The organism is Burkholderia sp. PR2 (genome assembly GCF_052372875.1).
Lineage (GTDB): Bacteria > Pseudomonadota > Gammaproteobacteria > Burkholderiales > Burkholderiaceae > Burkholderia > Burkholderia diffusa.
In genome coordinates, this window is the sequence record NZ_JBQRWH010000001.1 from 2156633 (window position 1) to 2170573 (window position 13941).

The 13941-nt window shown below is 67.9% G+C and carries 17 protein-coding genes and 1 pseudogene; 9 read left to right on the plus strand and 9 right to left on the minus strand.

What is annotated here, in order from left to right; all coding sequences use genetic code 11:
- The first annotated feature begins 10 nt into the window (after positions 1-10).
- Positions 11-343, plus strand: a complete 333-nt coding sequence (locus ACT2FV_RS09500; RefSeq protein ID WP_124627670.1) for a DUF2322 family protein — start codon at positions 11-13, stop codon at positions 341-343.
- 62 nt (positions 344-405) lie between these two features.
- Positions 406-1266: a hypothetical protein gene (locus tag ACT2FV_RS09505; RefSeq protein ID WP_151047121.1), complete on the plus strand. Its 861-nt coding sequence runs from the start codon at positions 406-408 to the stop codon at positions 1264-1266.
- Between the two features lie 80 nt (positions 1267-1346).
- On the opposite strand, the gene ACT2FV_RS09510 is transcribed toward ACT2FV_RS09505, so the two are convergent.
- A complete protein-coding gene (locus ACT2FV_RS09510) occupies positions 1347-1916 on the minus strand; it encodes a hypothetical protein (RefSeq protein WP_059685249.1) in 570 nt (189 codons plus the stop codon).
- Positions 1917-2132: 216 nt separating this feature from the next.
- Positions 2133-2591: an Lrp/AsnC family transcriptional regulator gene (locus ACT2FV_RS09515; RefSeq protein ID WP_006486309.1), complete on the minus strand. Its 459-nt coding sequence runs from the start codon at positions 2589-2591 to the stop codon at positions 2133-2135.
- A gap of 125 nt (positions 2592-2716) precedes the next feature.
- Here ACT2FV_RS09515 and ACT2FV_RS09520 point away from each other — a divergent pair, with 125 nt between their 5' ends.
- The 3 genes from ACT2FV_RS09520 to surE all read left to right on the plus strand — a co-directional run bounded on the left by ACT2FV_RS09520 (position 2717) and on the right by surE (position 4719).
- The gene (locus ACT2FV_RS09520; RefSeq protein WP_444503740.1) at positions 2717-3454 is read left to right on the plus strand and encodes an AzlC family ABC transporter permease; all 738 of its coding nucleotides are present in this window, start codon (positions 2717-2719) and stop codon (positions 3452-3454) included.
- Entirely contained in the window at positions 3444-3746 is a 303-nt protein-coding gene (locus ACT2FV_RS09525) for an AzlD family protein (RefSeq protein ID WP_162999222.1), read from the plus strand. The genes ACT2FV_RS09520 and ACT2FV_RS09525 overlap by 11 nt, the downstream gene beginning before the upstream one ends.
- A 193-nt stretch (positions 3747-3939) precedes the next feature.
- Entirely contained in the window at positions 3940-4719 is a 780-nt protein-coding gene (surE, locus tag ACT2FV_RS09530) for a 5'/3'-nucleotidase SurE (RefSeq protein ID WP_151047125.1), read from the plus strand.
- Between the two features lie 105 nt (positions 4720-4824).
- On the opposite strand, the gene ACT2FV_RS09535 is transcribed toward surE, so the two are convergent.
- The 5 genes from ACT2FV_RS09535 to pdxR form a co-directional block, all read right to left on the minus strand.
- Positions 4825-5646, minus strand: a complete 822-nt coding sequence (locus tag ACT2FV_RS09535; RefSeq protein ID WP_444503741.1) for an SDR family NAD(P)-dependent oxidoreductase — start codon at positions 5644-5646, stop codon at positions 4825-4827.
- 69 nt (positions 5647-5715) lie between these two features.
- Complete coding sequence (locus ACT2FV_RS09540) at positions 5716-6183, minus strand: cupin domain-containing protein (protein WP_124627681.1); 468 nt, start codon at positions 6181-6183, stop codon at positions 5716-5718.
- 140 nt (positions 6184-6323) lie between these two features.
- Positions 6324-7676, minus strand: coding sequence for a pyridoxal phosphate-dependent decarboxylase family protein (locus ACT2FV_RS09545; protein ID WP_444503742.1), 1353 nt, complete (start codon positions 7674-7676; stop codon positions 6324-6326).
- Between the two features lie 20 nt (positions 7677-7696).
- Positions 7697-7996 carry an ArsR/SmtB family transcription factor gene (locus tag ACT2FV_RS09550; RefSeq protein WP_059605012.1) on the minus strand — a complete coding sequence of 100 codons (300 nt, stop codon included), beginning with the start codon at positions 7994-7996 and terminating at the stop codon, positions 7697-7699.
- 125 nt (positions 7997-8121) lie between these two features.
- Positions 8122-9600 (minus strand): MocR-like pyridoxine biosynthesis transcription factor PdxR, encoded by a 1479-nt coding sequence (gene pdxR, locus ACT2FV_RS09555; protein ID WP_444503743.1) that lies wholly within the window; start codon positions 9598-9600, stop codon positions 8122-8124.
- 131 nt (positions 9601-9731) lie between these two features.
- Here pdxR and ACT2FV_RS09560 point away from each other — a divergent pair, with 131 nt between their 5' ends.
- Positions 9732-10208, plus strand: a complete 477-nt coding sequence (locus ACT2FV_RS09560; protein ID WP_444503744.1) for a GNAT family N-acetyltransferase — start codon at positions 9732-9734, stop codon at positions 10206-10208.
- A gap of 47 nt (positions 10209-10255) precedes the next feature.
- Here the strand turns inward: ACT2FV_RS09560 and ACT2FV_RS09565 are convergent.
- Positions 10256-10360, minus strand: a pseudogene (locus tag ACT2FV_RS09565) (class I SAM-dependent methyltransferase); the annotation flags it as partial.
- Between the two features lie 153 nt (positions 10361-10513).
- Between ACT2FV_RS09565 and ACT2FV_RS09570 the strand changes: the two are divergent.
- Positions 10514-11527, plus strand: coding sequence for a hypothetical protein (locus ACT2FV_RS09570; protein ID WP_444503745.1), 1014 nt, complete (start codon positions 10514-10516; stop codon positions 11525-11527).
- 229 nt (positions 11528-11756) lie between these two features.
- Complete coding sequence (locus ACT2FV_RS09575) at positions 11757-12566, plus strand: TlpA family protein disulfide reductase (RefSeq protein ID WP_444503746.1); 810 nt, start codon at positions 11757-11759, stop codon at positions 12564-12566.
- Positions 12567-12681: 115 nt separating this feature from the next.
- Here the strand turns inward: ACT2FV_RS09575 and ACT2FV_RS09580 are convergent, their stop codons facing one another.
- Positions 12682-13086: a hypothetical protein gene (locus tag ACT2FV_RS09580; RefSeq protein WP_059605000.1), complete on the minus strand. Its 405-nt coding sequence runs from the start codon at positions 13084-13086 to the stop codon at positions 12682-12684.
- A 453-nt stretch (positions 13087-13539) separates the two neighbouring features.
- Here ACT2FV_RS09580 and ACT2FV_RS09585 point away from each other — a divergent pair, with 453 nt between their 5' ends.
- Complete coding sequence (locus ACT2FV_RS09585; RefSeq protein WP_059604998.1) at positions 13540-13929, plus strand: fucose-binding lectin II; 390 nt, start codon at positions 13540-13542, stop codon at positions 13927-13929.
- Positions 13930-13941 lie beyond the last annotated feature (12 nt).

Sequence of the window (13941 nt, forward strand, 5' to 3'; positions counted from 1 at the left end):
GAGTGTTTCAGTGATTCAACCGACCCAAGTATTCAAGGACAACCTCGCGCAACTGCCGGCCATCGAAGGTGTCGCGCGCATCGATCTCGTCGGCGCGAACGGCGACGTGGTCGCCAGCATCGAGAATCAGCCGGGCAAGCAGGGCTCGCTCGCGGTGTACAACTACCTGAAGCAGGTATTCGGCACGCTCGACGCGAAGGCCGCCGAGCACGGCCTCGCCGTGTTCGCGGAGCACACCGCCGACGCGCGTAACCGCCCGGGCGCACACCCGAACGTCGATCGTCTGCTGGCGATCGTCGACGGCGGCGAGGCGCTGCGGATCGACGTGGTCGCGAAGGCTTGAATGCCCGGCGACGGGCACGCACGCAAACGGTCGATGCCCGTTCTTTCCCGAAGACCCTCCACATGCGTCGCATGACTGTCCAGCCGATTGCCCGTCGCGTCGCATCGATCGCCGCCCTCGCGTGTGTCGCGCTCGGCGGCGCGGCGTCCGCCGAGACGCTGCGCACGGCTTCCGATATCGCCGGCGCGTCTCTGGTTCCGCTCGGCGCGCTGCCGCACTCGCCGGAGAACGGCACGCTCGACGCGTTCTGTGCGCAATATCGTGCGAAGACCGCAACCGCGGCCGGCCGCGACGTAGCGAAGCTCGGCTGGATCGTGACGTCGGAAGCGCCGCTCGGCCGCTACACGGTCGTCACGTTCGCGAGCGGTTTCAAGCCGGGCACAAGCGCGATCTGTTACGCGCGCAACGCAAATGTCGGCGTCTTCGACGGCACGACGCTCGTCGCGCTCGGCTATACGGCACGCTCGGCCGGCTGGCAGCTCGGCTCGGTCGAGTTGCTGGAAAGCGGCGCGCTGCTCGTCTGGGGTGGCGATGGCCCGTCGGCGCCCGTCGGCGAGTTGCGCGAAGCGCATGGCGGCTTGCGGCTGACCGCGGTCGCCGCCGAACGCACGTACTGCCACGGCCGTGCAGTCGTGCCCAACGTGTACGGCAAGCCACTCGACGCGGCCCGCAAGATCCTGATCTCGCGTGGCTGGCAGCCGCTGCGTCCGCGCGAGAGGCCGGACCCGCTGGACGGCGCGGCCACGCTCGCGAAGCACGGGATCATCGAAGCCGAAGCGTGCTCGGGCACCGGCATGGGGTATTGCGCGCTGCGGTATCGGAGCGCGGCCGGCGTGCTCGGTGTGACGACGGCCGGCGGCGAGCCGGACACGCCGTCGGCGAATACCGTGATCGATTATCAGGTGGCTTGCAGGAAACAGTGATCGGCGCGGTGGCGTTCGCTTGATTCATCGCTCCCGGCCGCCCGTCGCTCGGGCGGCCGGCGCTGCCGCGTCAGCAATCGTCAGCGATTCGCGCCGAGGGCCACGCGCAGCCGCTCCATCAGCCGCGTGTAGTGCCGCACCACATCGGCCTTGTCCGTCACGTTCGCGGTCGAGAACCGCTCGGACCACGCGGCCTTCCACTCATACGTGCCGTGCACGCTGCGGTCGCCGTCCGGCGACTGGATCAGCGAGCGAATCCGCGCGTCGCGCCCCGGCCCCGTATGCATCTCGAACAACGCGTGGATGAACGTGTGATACGCGTCGTACACGTCGTCGTCGAACAGGTAGCGGTAGATGTGAAACGTGCGGTCGAGTTCGCGCTTCGCGCGGATCACGTCGTCCGGCGAGATGTCTTTCCAGTAGCCGATCCACGTGTAGAAGCACAGCAGCGCATTGAGCTGCGGCGCGACCGTGTCGTACAGCGTGAGCCGCTTCTCGATCAGCCGCTGGTTGGTCCACTGCACGAGCTCGAGCCGCTTCAGCCGGCGCGCGACGAGCCAGCCGAGACACGCGACCGACAACGGCGTCAGCACGCCGAGCACGAGCTTGACGATTTCCAGCGAATTCCACGGATTGTTGAATGGCTGCATGAATGGCCCGACAAGAAAGACGCACCGCCCGGCGGATCGCATCGCGCTGCGCGCGTATTCGTCGATCCCCTCGCGGTTGACCGTTAGTTGCTTGCGCATCGAAGTCGCACCGTGATGCTGCCGGCGCGCGGCGAGGCGGCTCGTCCCTCAGTGTATCGGCCAAATGTCACCGGCCGGTGACGATTCGCCGGGTCGTCGTCAAGCGCCCGTGCCGCGTCACGTCGGCAGCGCCGACGTGAGCTTGACCTTCTGCATCGGAATGTCGGTCTTCACGCTCAGCACGCCCGGGATGCGCGTCAGGTATTCCATCTGGAAGCGCCGGTAGTCGTCGATGTCGGCCGCCACCACGCGCAGCAGGAAATCGCAGTCGCCGGCCATCAGGTGGCATTCGACCACTTCCGGCATCTGCTGGACGGCCTCCGCGAAGCGGTTCACGGATTCGGCGTCCTGTCCCTTCAGCCACACGCGCGTGAAGATCGTCAGCCCCTTGCCGACCTTCGCCGGGTTCAGCACGGCAACGTATTTCTCGATCACGCCCGCTTCCTCGAGCAGCCGCACGCGCCGCAGGCACGGTGACGGCGACAGCCCGACCTCGTGCGCGAGTTCCACGTTCTGCATGCGGCCGTCGCGTTGCAGCGCGCTCAGGATCCGCCGGTCGATAGCGTCAAGCTTCATTGGCATCAAATTCCAAAAAAATCGCAAATTACTCGCTCAATGCCAAATTCTCAAGAATATCGATCCGCAACGCAACCCGATTCGAGTCAAAAAAGCAGACAATCCTCCTCCCCGTAGGAGGAGTAATGAGCAGTAGCGTTTCAACGTCGTCCGGGCTTCGCGACAAGCCCGCCTATGTCGCCGAGATGGGCCGCGGATTGCGCGCGGCGCTGCCCGTCATGCTGGGTTTCGTGCCGTTCGCGCTGGTGCTGGGCGCGCAGGCCGCGCAAAAAGGGCTGAGCCTGTTCGAGGTCCCGATGATGACGGGCCTGAATTTCGGCGGCGGCTCCGAATTCGCGGCGATCCATCTGTGGACGTCGCCGCCGCACATTGCGCTGATCGTCGCGATGTCGTTCCTCGTGAATTCGCGCCACATCCTGATGGGTGCGGCGTTCGCGCCGTACATCCGGCGCCTGCCGCGCCGCCGCGCGTTCGCCGCGCTGTTCTTCATGTGCGACGAAAGCTGGGCGATGTCGCTCGCCGACGCGCGTTCGCGCTCCGCCACGCACATCAGCGTTCCCTATTACGCGGGCGTGTGCGCCGGGCTGTACCTGACGTGGATCTCGATGACGACGCTCGGCGCGGCGGTCGGCCCGACGATCGGCAACGTCGAGCAGTACGGCTTCGACATGGCGTTCACGGCCGTATTTCTGGTGCTGCTGCGCGGGATGTGGAAAGGCATGCGCGCGTGCCGTCCGTGGTTCGTGAGCCTCGTCGTCGCGGCCGCCACGCACCTGGCCGTGGCCGGCGCGTGGTACGTCCCGGCCGGCGCGTGCGCGGGGCTGATCGCCGCGCTGCTGTGGGAGCCGCGCGATGCTGCCTGATTTCGCGACGGTCGCGACCATCGTGCTGATGGCGTCGACGACCTACCTGTCGCGCGTGCTCGGCTACGTGCTGCTGCGCAACCGCACGCTGAGCCCGCGGATGGCGTCGGTGATGGAGAACGTGCCCGGTTGCGTGCTGATCTCGGTGATCGCGCCGGCCTTCGTGTCGACACGCCCGGCCGATCTGCTCGCACTCGCCGTCACGCTGATCGCGGCGACCCGCCTGTCGATCCTGCCGACCGTCATCGTCGGGGTCGTATCGGCCGGCCTGCTGCGGCATCTGCTCGGGTAATCGGCCAACGTGGTTCCGAACGCCGCGCGGGCGGCACCTCGAACCGGAAAACGGGCGCGCCATGCGCCCGTTTTCGCATCCGCGCGCCGGCCGCGGCGCTGCCTGACACGGCACGCGTCACGACGGGATGCTAGCCTTGCGGCTGTACCCGCGATGCCTTCCCCCTCATTGCCTGCCTGCGAGGATCATCCCGATGCAAGAAACCCGCCCGCTGTTCGACCGCGTCCTGCTCACCAACGACGACGGAATCGACGCCCCCGGCCTTGAAGTGCTCGAACAGGTCGCCACGCAACTGGCACGTGAAGTCTGGATCGTCGCCCCGGCGGAAGACCAGAGCGGCACGTCGCACTCGTTGAGCCTGCACGAACCGCTGCGCGTGCATCGCAAGGGCGAGCGCCGCTTCGCCGTGCGCGGCACGCCGGGCGATTGCGTCGCGATCGCGGTCAGCCACCTGATGAAGGACGCGCGGCCCGACGTCGTGCTGTCCGGCGTGAATCGCGGCGCGAACCTCGGCACCGAAACGGTGTTCTCGGGCACCGTCGGCGCAGCGATGACGAGCATGCTGGTCGGCGTGCCGGCGATCGCGCTGAGCCAGGCCTTCCGCGACCGCAACGCGGTGCCGTGGCATACGGCGCTCACGCATGCACCGGACGTGATTCGCCGGCTGGTCGCGGCCGGCTGGGACAGCGACGCGTGCCTCAACGTGAATTTCCCGGCGCGGCCGGCCGACAACGTGCGCGGCTTGAAGGTGACGAACCAGGGCACCGGCACGCTGCAGGGCGTCGAAATCGTATCGGGGCGCGATCCGCGCGACATCGAGTATCACTGGCTTAAACTGGCGCGCGCACCGCGCGACGACGATGCGGATTCGGAAACGGTCGCGCTCGACGAAGGCTACATCGCGGTCACGCCGCTGAAATTCGAACGCACGCACGACCAGGCGCTCGCGCGGCTGCGGTCGAGCCTCGGCTGACGTCGGGGGTGATACCGGCTGGCGGCTTCGCCGCCGGCGCGCATCACCCCGGCACAACGCCGCCCCGCCGCCTCACCGCACCGGCCGCATCACCTGTTCCCCGGGTCAGGTCAGGTTCAATCCCCCGTCGAGCATCACGATCTCGCCCGTCACGTAATCGGACGCGACGAGCAGCGCGACCGTCTGCGCGACGTCGTCCGGCGTCGCCGCGCGGCGCATCGGCGCGTGCTCGCGCCAGAGCTGCTGCGCGGCGGTCCAGTCGGCGGTCAGCGGCGTATCGACGAGCCCCGGCGCCACCGCATTGACGCGAATCGCCGGCGCGAGCGTGCGCGCCAGCAAGCGCGTCGTGTGATTGAGCGCGGCCTTCGCCGCCGCGTACGGAATCGACGCGCCCTTCGGCCGCACGCCCGCATGCGAGCTGACGTTGATCACGCACCCGGCGCGCCCGCTCGACGCCGCTTCGAGCAGCGCGGGCTGCGCTTCGGCGACGAGCCGGAACGGCGCAATCACGTTGATTTCGTGCATCTCGTGCCACACGTCGGGCGTCGCGGCGGCGAGATCGTCGTGCGGAATCACGCGGCTGACGCCCGCGTTGTTGACCAGCACGTCGAGGCGGCCGTGCACCGCCACCGCGTCGCGGATCAGCCGCACGCGCTGCGCATCGTCGGCGAGATCCGCCTGCACGTAGGCCGCGCCGAGTTCGCGCGCCATCGCGCGACCGGTTGCAGCGGAATTGCGCGAATGCAGGATCACCGCATAACCGTCCGCCGCCAGTCGTCGCGCGATGGCCGCGCCGATCCCCGACGTCGATCCGGTGACGAGCGCGACGGGCCGCTGCACGCGCGACCCGCGCGGCTCGGTGACGGTTTCGGTTTCAGGTTCCGTTTCGGAGATGGGGGCATTCATCGGCGGATGCGGCGCGTCCATGGCGTGGAATCCTGTCAGTGGCGTTCCCGCATCATAAGCATGACGACGGCCGATGCGGATGCGTGGCGTCTACGGCCGTTTCGGCAGCTCGACGAAATCCTCGAGCTCGCCGGCGATGTAAAGCCGCTTGCCGATTCTCGGGTATTCGCAGACGTCGTGTTCGAGGCGCTGGCCGAGGATGAACAGTTCCAGCGGCACGTCGCCGGTGTTCTGCAACGCGTGTGCATCGCCGCCGCGCGGAAAGCCGAGAAAGTCGCCCGGCCCGATTTCGCACGTGCGTTCGCCGATCGTGACCGTGCCGGTGCCGGACAGCACGTACACGCATTCTTCCTCGTACAGGTGGCGGTGATACTCGGCCGATTCGTGGCCGGGCATCAGCGTGAGCAGGTGCGCGCCGATTTGCGTGAGGCCGGTCAGGTCGCTGAGCTGTCGTTTGAGGCGAACGGCGTTGGGATTGAGCGAATGCACCGCGCGGGTCGGTTCCATTTTCGCGATGTCGGCGGCTTTCAGCAGTTCCCGGGGAGGTGTCGTGGACATGGGGATCTCGTCAGCGTCAATGCAGCGGTTGAACGCGCCGCCCGGGCGGGCGCGGCGAGCATGCCGCGCTATTGTCCGACATTTTTACGCGGACGAGATCACCGGCATGCGCGTCGTCTACCGCGACCTGGCGACGCCGATCAGCCCGCGTGCACGCCGCGCAGCTTCGTCAGCAACGCGATGAGGCGATCGATGTGTTCGTCCTCCGTGCGCCACGACGACACGCTGATCCGGAACGCCGGCCGCCCCTGCCACACCGTCTGCCCGAACCATACGTCGCCCGAATCCTGCGCGGCCTGAAGGATCGCGATCGTCTCGTCGTCGGTGCCGGCGCGCACGAGCACCTGATTCAGCACGACGCGGTTCAGCACGTCGTAGCCGGCCGCGCGCAGACCGTCGGCGACGCGCTGGGCTTGCGCGCAATGCCGTTCGACCAGCGTCGCCACGCCGGCGCGGCCGAGCGCGCGCAGCGCGGCCCACACCGGAATGCCGCGCGCCCGCCGCGAGAACTCGAGGTTGAGGTTCTTCTGCGCGTCCTGCGCGCCGCTCAGGTAAACGGCATCGCTGTTCATCGCGGTCGCGAGCGCGGCCGCGTCGCGGCAGATGACCATCGCGCCGTCGTACGGCGTGTTGAGCCACTTGTGGCCGTCGGTGGTCCAGCTGTCCGCGCCGTCGATGCCGTTGGTCAGCGCGCGCTTCGACGACGCGCGCGCCCACAGCCCGAACGCACCATCCACGTGCACCCACGCGCCGGCGGCCTTCGCGCGCGGAATCAGCGTCGCAAACGGATCGAACTCGCCGGTGTTCACTTCGCCGGCCTGCACGCAGAGGATCGTCATGTCGTCGAGCGGCGGCAATTGCGCGGGATCGATGCGGCCGTGCGGGTCGACCGGCGCGACGCTCAGGCGCTTCATCCCGAAGCCGAGCACCCGCAGCGCCTTCTTCACCGTGATGTGCGCAAGCTCGGAGAGCACGACCTTCACCTCGGGCGCGCCGATCAGGCCTTCTTCGTCGACGTCCCAGCCCTTGCGCGCGAGCAGCGCACGCCGCGCCGCAACCAGCGCAACCAGCGTGCAGGCCGTCGCGCTCGTGCCGAAGCCGACCGCGCTGTCTTCGGGCAGCCCGAGCACGTCGACGACCCAGCGCGCGGCCTGCCGCTCGATCGTCGCGGCCACCGGCGAATTCGCGAACGACGACGCGCACTGGTCCCACGCAAGCATCAGTCGCTCGGCCGCCGCCGCGGCCGGCAGCGTCGCGCCGATCACGAAGCCGAAGTAGTTCGGGCCGTTCGATGCGACGGTGGCAGGCGTGCCGCGCTCGTCGAGCAGGCGCAGCACGTCGTCGGCCGGGTAGCCCGTATCGGGCAGCGGTTCGTCGAAGGCCGCAAGTCCGGCGAGCGCGGCCGCATCGGGATAGGCGCGCCGTTCCCCGGTCGCGGCGAGATACGCGTGCGCGCGCCGGTCGGCGTCGGCCAGCAGGGCGAGTTCGTCCATGTCGTTTGCCTCTGTGAAGATCAGAGTTGCAGGAGATCGCGGCCCAACTGATGCAGCGCATCGTCGATCCGCTTGTAGTACGTGAACTTGCCGACGCGCGTCGCCCGCACGAGCCCGGCATCCGCGAGGATGCGCATGTGGCGCGTGGTCGTCGCCGGCGCGATGCCGAGCTTCTCGGTGATGTACGTGCAGCACACGCCGAGCTCGTCGAAGTCGCCATGCGGCTGCGGCGGGAAATGCTTGCGCGGCTGCTTGAGCCAGCGCATCACGGCCAGACGGCTTTCGTTGGCCAGTGCGCTGATGCGGGTGACGTCGTCCATGGTTCGGCCTCGTTTAACGTTTCGAATATTAGCTAAATGACGAAACGTGGGCAACTGCTTCCGGGATTTCCGCGTTCGCTGTCGCGCTCGAAGCCGGGTCGCCCGCTACCGCGCCGCATCCGACGTCACCGCCCGGCCAACGCGCGGTCGATCATCTCGCCGATCCGCCGCGCGAGCGCGTCCATCCGCTCGGCCGGCACGCCGCCGTAGCCGAGCACGAGCCCGTTGTAGCCGTGCGCCGTGCCCGGCATGCAGAACGACGACAGCGCCCGCAGGATCAGCCCGTGCGCCTGCGCGACGCGGCTCAGCGCCGTGTCCGCCAGCGGCACGTCGAGCCGCGCCGACAGATGCATGCCGCCCGCGCCGCCCGATACCGTCAGCCGCGTGCTCAATCGCCGCGCCAGCGCGTCGTGCAGCGCGTCGCGCCGCTCGGCATACACGCGGCGCATGCGCCGCAGATGCCGCGTGAAATGCCCGGCCTCGATGAAATCCGCGAGCGCGCGCTGCTCGACCGCGCGGCCCTGCAACATCAGCGCGCCCGCCGCGTCGCGCAGCGGCTGCGCAAGCACGGGCGGCACGACCATGAAGCCGAGCCGCAACGCGGGAAACATCACCTTGCTGAACGTGCCGAGGTAGATCACCGGCGCATCGTCCGCGAGCCCCTGCACGGCCGCGTGCGGCGTGCCGTGGTGGCGAAACTCGCTGTCGTAGTCGTCCTCGACGATCCATGCGCCGGCCGCGCGCGCCCGCGCGACGAGCGCGAGCCGCCGTTCGAGGCTCATCACCGCGCCGAGCGGATACTGGTGCGACGGCGTGATGTAGACGAGCTTCGGCGGACGATCGCGCCAGTCGTCCGGATGCGGCGCCAGCCCCTGCGCATCGACGCCGATCGGCTCGACGCGCAGGTCGGCCGCGAGAAACGCGTTGCGCGCACCGTGGTAGCCGGGGTTCTCGATCCATGCGACGTCGCCCGCGTCCGCCAGCGCGCGGGCGCACAGGTCGAGCGCGCCCTGCGTGCCGTCGGTGACGATCACCTGCGCGGCGTCGCAACGCACGCCGCGCGATGCGCGCAAATAACCGGCGATCGCGTCGCGCAGCACCGCGTCGCCTTCCACGGACTGATAGCCGAGCTGCGCCGGCCCCGCCGTGCGCCATGCGCGTTCGACGCAGCGCCGCCACTGCGCGAGCGGGAATTCGTCGACGGCCGGCACGCCCGGCATGAACGGCAGCGATTCGTCGAGGCCGCTCGTCGCGCGCTCGGCCTGCGCGACGCGCCGCGACAGCATCGCCGCATCGCCGGCGGGCGCCGCAGCGGCGATCCGCGACCCGCACAAACCCATCCGGGCGACTACCGTGCCCTGCCGCGTGCCGGTCACGAAACCTTCCGACGCGAGCCGCTCGTACGCGTACAGCACCGAGTTGCGCGCGATGCCGAGTTCGTCGGCCAGCGTGCGCGAGGCGGCAAGCCGCGCGCCTTCGGCGATCCGGCCGCTCAGGATCGCGTCGCGCAGACACGCGTACAGCCGCTGCTGCTGCGACATCCGCGCGGCAGCGTGCGGCTCCGCCTCGCGCTCGAAGGTCGACAGCAGCACCGAGTAATCCATCGTGGCTCCAGAATGTGGGAATGTCATGGGTCTACACATGGTGCCACGAACTTTCTATCGTGGATGTCCGTTCTCGTTTCCGGCCGCGCCGGCAACGCTTCATTTCATCCATCCTCGAAAGGTTCGCGACCATGAACGCTACCAACACCGGCCTGACCGTCCGCCCCGTGCGCGAAGACGATCTCGACAACTGGCTGCCGCTGTGGGACGGCTACAACCGCTTCTACGGCCGCTTCGGCGACACCGCGCTGCCGCGCGAGATCACGCAGCTCACGTGGTCGCGCTTCTTCGACGGCTACGAGCCCGTGCATGCGCGTGTCGCGGAACGCGACGGCCGGCTCGTCGGGCTCGTGCATTTCCTGTATCACCGGAGCACGACGCTGATCGGGCCAACCTGCTATCTGCAGGATCTTTTCACGCTCGAGAGCGAACGCGGCAAGGGCGTGGGCCGCGCGTTGATCGAAGCCGTGTACGACGCCGCGCAGGCGCAACGCGCCGAACGCGTGTACTGGCAAACGCACGAGACGAATCACACCGCGATGCGGCTCTACGACGCCGTCGCGGAAAAAACCGGATTCGTGATCTACCGGAAGGTCTTGCCACGTTGATCATGCCGCACGCGGCGGCGGCTTCACGCCAGCGGCCGCGCCTTGATCTACCGGAACAGCGGCGCGCGCGACCACGGCTTCTGCGTGTCCGGGTCGACGCGGTCAGGCGGCGGCAGCGACCAGCCCGCGAAATGCTTCGACAACCCGTCGCGCGCCGCAGCCGATTTCCAGAGCGTGGCCGCCGCCGCGTCCGGTTTCCGTTTCCGGCGGCGGCGTTCTACAGTTACGAGAGACGACACGCGGCGCCGCTCACTTTCTCGTTCGGTTCGCGTGCGCCGATACGCACCCGATTCCGAGGAATGTCCATGCCGAGTATCGTCGCCGGTCCCGCCCATCTTCCGCCGAGCCCCGTCGCCGCCGAAACGCGCATGGTGCACGACGTCGCCACGCTGCAGCCGTCGGACTATCGTTCGGCCGACGGTGCATCGTGGGTCGTCGCCACCCTCACGCCGGCCCCGGACAGCGGCGACAACGTGACCGGCACGACCTACTTCGATACCGCGAAACAGCAAACCGTCGCGGTGCCCGACGCGCGCCGGCGTTATGCGAACCGCGGCACCTGGCAGGTCGTCGCGAGTTCGAGCCCGTCGGTGCCCGCCACCGGCCGCTACGACTGGCTGACGCTCGCATGGCTGCCGATCAACCGGCGGCCGCTGCCGCAAACGCCCGAGCATCTGTATTCGCCGTTCATTCACGGCGGCACGATCGTCTACCGGTGGAATCCGGCCGCGCAAGGCGGCGAGCAATTCGGCAATGTGCGGATGATCTTTCCGGAGTGGCAGGAGCAGGTGGCGGACGTGCTGCGCGGCGCGCCCGGCGCCGTCGCACAGGCAGCAGTCGCCGCGTCCACATCGGCGCTCGATCGCGTGAAGCAGGACGACAACCCGATGGCCGCCGTGCTCGACTTCGGCGCCGCGCTGCATGAGGAACCGGCCGACCGGATCGCCGCACGCCTGCCGGCATTGCTGCGCGCGAACGACCTGCACGAAGTGTCGGCGATCGTGTTCCAGTGCATCGCCGCATCGCGCGAAGCGGACCGGCCGCGCTTCGTCGAAGCGATCAGCGGGTCGATCTTCTCGATCGACGACAGCGCGCGCCTGCTCGCGATCGCCTACGGCGCGTTCGCGGCCGGCAGGGCGAAGCCGCGTCCGTTCAGCGATGCCGCGCAGGCCGCGCGTATCAACGACGTGTTCGCGGCATTGAAGCAGCGGACGTCGACACTCGGCGTGCCGGTCGGTCAGGGTTCGCCGTGGTACGAGTTCTTCACCGCGTACCGGCTCGGCGGCGCGGCGCCTGGCTCCGGCGGAAACAGGCAGTAATTGCCGGTGCCGCGCGATCGTCAGTCGACCTGATGCTTCGAGACGCTTCGACGAAAGCAACGTCATCCTGAATGCTGGTACTCGGCATGCAATTCGCGGGCGCAGAGCGACGCATGTCGCGAGCGCTAACGGGAACCCGCGTGCGTCGCACAGGGTCGAAACGCCACATGACCGGCAACGGTGTCGCCTTCACCGGTCGAACCACGATCCCCGCACCCCTTTTCTTCCCATGTTGAGCATCGGTCCCTTCTCGATCCGCGTCGTCGCGGTAGCCGCCGCCGCGCTGCTGGCGTGGCTCGTCGCCCGCTTCATCCAGCGCCGCCCGCCCGACGGCCAGCACAAGACCGCGTCGAGCCTGATCCTCGACGTGCTGCTGCTCGGGCTGGTCGCCGCACGCATCGGCTACGTCGTGCAATGGTGGCGCGAATATGCAACGGCGCCACGCGCCATCATCGCGCTCGGCGACGGCGGCTTCGACTGGCGCATCGGCATCGCCGCCGCGCTCGTGTTCGCCGTGTGGCGGCTGCGTCGCCTGCCCGCCCTGCGCCGCCCGGTGGCAGCCGGCATCGTCGCGGGTCTCGCCGCATGGGGTATCGCGCAAGGCACGCTCGCGACGCTGCAGCGCACCGCGCCGCCGTTCGCCGCGATGCAGCTCGAAGCGCTCGATTCGACGCCCGTGCTGCCGCAACGCTTTGCCGGCAAGCCGGTCGTCGTGAACCTGTGGGCAACGTGGTGCGCGCCTTGCCGGCGCGAGATGCCGATCCTCGAACAAGCGCAGCGCGAGCATCCCGGCATCACGGTGCTGATGCTCAACCAGGGGGAAAACGCGCAGGCGGTGCGCGCGTTCCTCGAACAGCAGGGGCTACGCTTCGACAACGTGCTGCTCGATCCGCCGTTGCATGCGATGCATGCGTACGGGTCGCACGGGCTGCCCACGACGCTGTTCTTCGATGCGAAGGGCGAACTCGTCGAATCGCACATGGGTGAGATCACCGCCGCGCGGTTGAAGGACGCGGTGGCGCAGCGCTTCGGTCAGTGATCCCGTCGGCAGCCTGCGCGAGGCCATGATCGATCGTCGATGGCAGCGCGCGTTCCCGCTGCCGCGGCTGACCCGCCCCACGACATGTCGATACGCCGACAGCCGCCCGCCACGCTTACGGCCTCGACAACACCATCACGCGCCCCGACACGCGCTGAAGCTTCAACCAGCCCGTATCGGCCGTGAACCGAAGCTGCTGCAACGGAAAATCGAATCCCGCCCTCTGCGCGGCGCTGACCACCGCGTCGGCGATCCAGCGGATCAGTTCCTTACCTTCGTCGGTCGTCTGGTGACCGTTCTGGACGCCGTAGAAATAGCGATTCCCTGCGTTGACCTCGTTCTGCAGTTGCATCCAGTGCCCCGGAAGGCCCGGCAGGGTTCTGAACAGGTCCGCCACGCGCTGCGTCGTCAGGCCGCGCGCCCACAACGCGCCATTCACCGCGGGCCGCGCCAGGTTGTGACGGTCTGCGTCCTGAGCCTGCCCCTTGATCTCGCCTTTCAGAATATCGGGTTTCGTCATCGCACTGTCCTCTTAAGGGCCCGGCAAGCGGGCCAATTGAATAAAAGCCGCCGAATATCGAGCGCGCGCGCTCCGTGCACGATACCTCTAATCTCGAAATTAATCGCCTGTCAGGTGTATCAGGCGAGCGCATCGCAACATCGAAGGAATGAATCAGCCCGCCCCGACGGGCACCGAAGCCCGATCCTCCGGCGATTCCCGCCCGCGCACCCATTCATTGTTCAAATAAGCGTGACGCGCAGCGATATCATTTCGCGGATATTCAGAACCATATCCGATTAAATGATCATCATTAAATCAAACTGTTTCGATCTCCGATTTTCTGGACAATTTCCATTCCCGGCCGAATATTTTTTTATTTATTTTTCGCCATGCTGGCCGCGTCGCGTTTGAAACGGCAAACGTTTGCGCGACGCACAAAACGCCTTATCCACCGACCTTCAGGAGGCAAGCATGGCCGACTCTCAAACGTCCTCGAATCGCGCCGGCGAGTTTTCGATTCCGCCGAACACCGACTTCCGCGCGATTTTCTTCGCGAATGCCGCCGAGCAGCAGCACATCAAACTGTTCATCGGTGACAGCAAGGAACCCGCCGCCTATCACAAGCTGACCACGCGCGACGGCCCGCGCGAAGCCACGCTGAATTCCGGCAACGGCAAGCTCCGCTTCGAAGTGACGGTGAACGGCAAGCCGTCGGCCACCGACGCCCGCCTCGCGCCGATCAACGGCAAGAAATCGGACGGCTCGCCGTTCACGGTCAACTTCGGAATCGTCGTGTCGGAAGACGGTCACGACAGCGACTACAACGACGGCATCGTCGTGCTGCAATGGCCGATCGGCTGACGGACCAACGCT

Coding starts and splice junctions, on each gene's coding strand:
- pdxR (WP_444503743.1), bottom strand. CDS start 9,600: ATGGATTACTCGGTGCTGCTGTCGACCTTCGAGCGCGAGGCGGAGCCG.
- ACT2FV_RS09520 (WP_444503740.1), top strand. CDS start 2,717: ATGAGCAGTAGCGTTTCAACGTCGTCCGGGCTTCGCGACAAGCCCGCC.
- ACT2FV_RS09575 (WP_444503746.1), top strand. CDS start 11,757: ATGTTGAGCATCGGTCCCTTCTCGATCCGCGTCGTCGCGGTAGCCGCC.
- ACT2FV_RS09545 (WP_444503742.1), bottom strand. CDS start 7,676: ATGGACGAACTCGCCCTGCTGGCCGACGCCGACCGGCGCGCGCACGCG.
- ACT2FV_RS09570 (WP_444503745.1), top strand. CDS start 10,514: ATGCCGAGTATCGTCGCCGGTCCCGCCCATCTTCCGCCGAGCCCCGTC.
- ACT2FV_RS09535 (WP_444503741.1), bottom strand. CDS start 5,646: ATGGACGCGCCGCATCCGCCGATGAATGCCCCCATCTCCGAAACGGAA.
- surE (WP_151047125.1), top strand. CDS start 3,940: ATGCAAGAAACCCGCCCGCTGTTCGACCGCGTCCTGCTCACCAACGAC.
- ACT2FV_RS09510 (WP_059685249.1), bottom strand. CDS start 1,916: ATGCAGCCATTCAACAATCCGTGGAATTCGCTGGAAATCGTCAAGCTC.
- ACT2FV_RS09525 (WP_162999222.1), top strand. CDS start 3,444: ATGCTGCCTGATTTCGCGACGGTCGCGACCATCGTGCTGATGGCGTCG.
- ACT2FV_RS09585 (WP_059604998.1), top strand. CDS start 13,540: ATGGCCGACTCTCAAACGTCCTCGAATCGCGCCGGCGAGTTTTCGATT.
- ACT2FV_RS09505 (WP_151047121.1), top strand. CDS start 406: ATGCGTCGCATGACTGTCCAGCCGATTGCCCGTCGCGTCGCATCGATC.
- ACT2FV_RS09560 (WP_444503744.1), top strand. CDS start 9,732: ATGAACGCTACCAACACCGGCCTGACCGTCCGCCCCGTGCGCGAAGAC.
- ACT2FV_RS09540 (WP_124627681.1), bottom strand. CDS start 6,183: ATGTCCACGACACCTCCCCGGGAACTGCTGAAAGCCGCCGACATCGCG.
- ACT2FV_RS09550 (WP_059605012.1), bottom strand. CDS start 7,996: ATGGACGACGTCACCCGCATCAGCGCACTGGCCAACGAAAGCCGTCTG.
- ACT2FV_RS09580 (WP_059605000.1), bottom strand. CDS start 13,086: ATGACGAAACCCGATATTCTGAAAGGCGAGATCAAGGGGCAGGCTCAG.
- ACT2FV_RS09515 (WP_006486309.1), bottom strand. CDS start 2,591: ATGAAGCTTGACGCTATCGACCGGCGGATCCTGAGCGCGCTGCAACGC.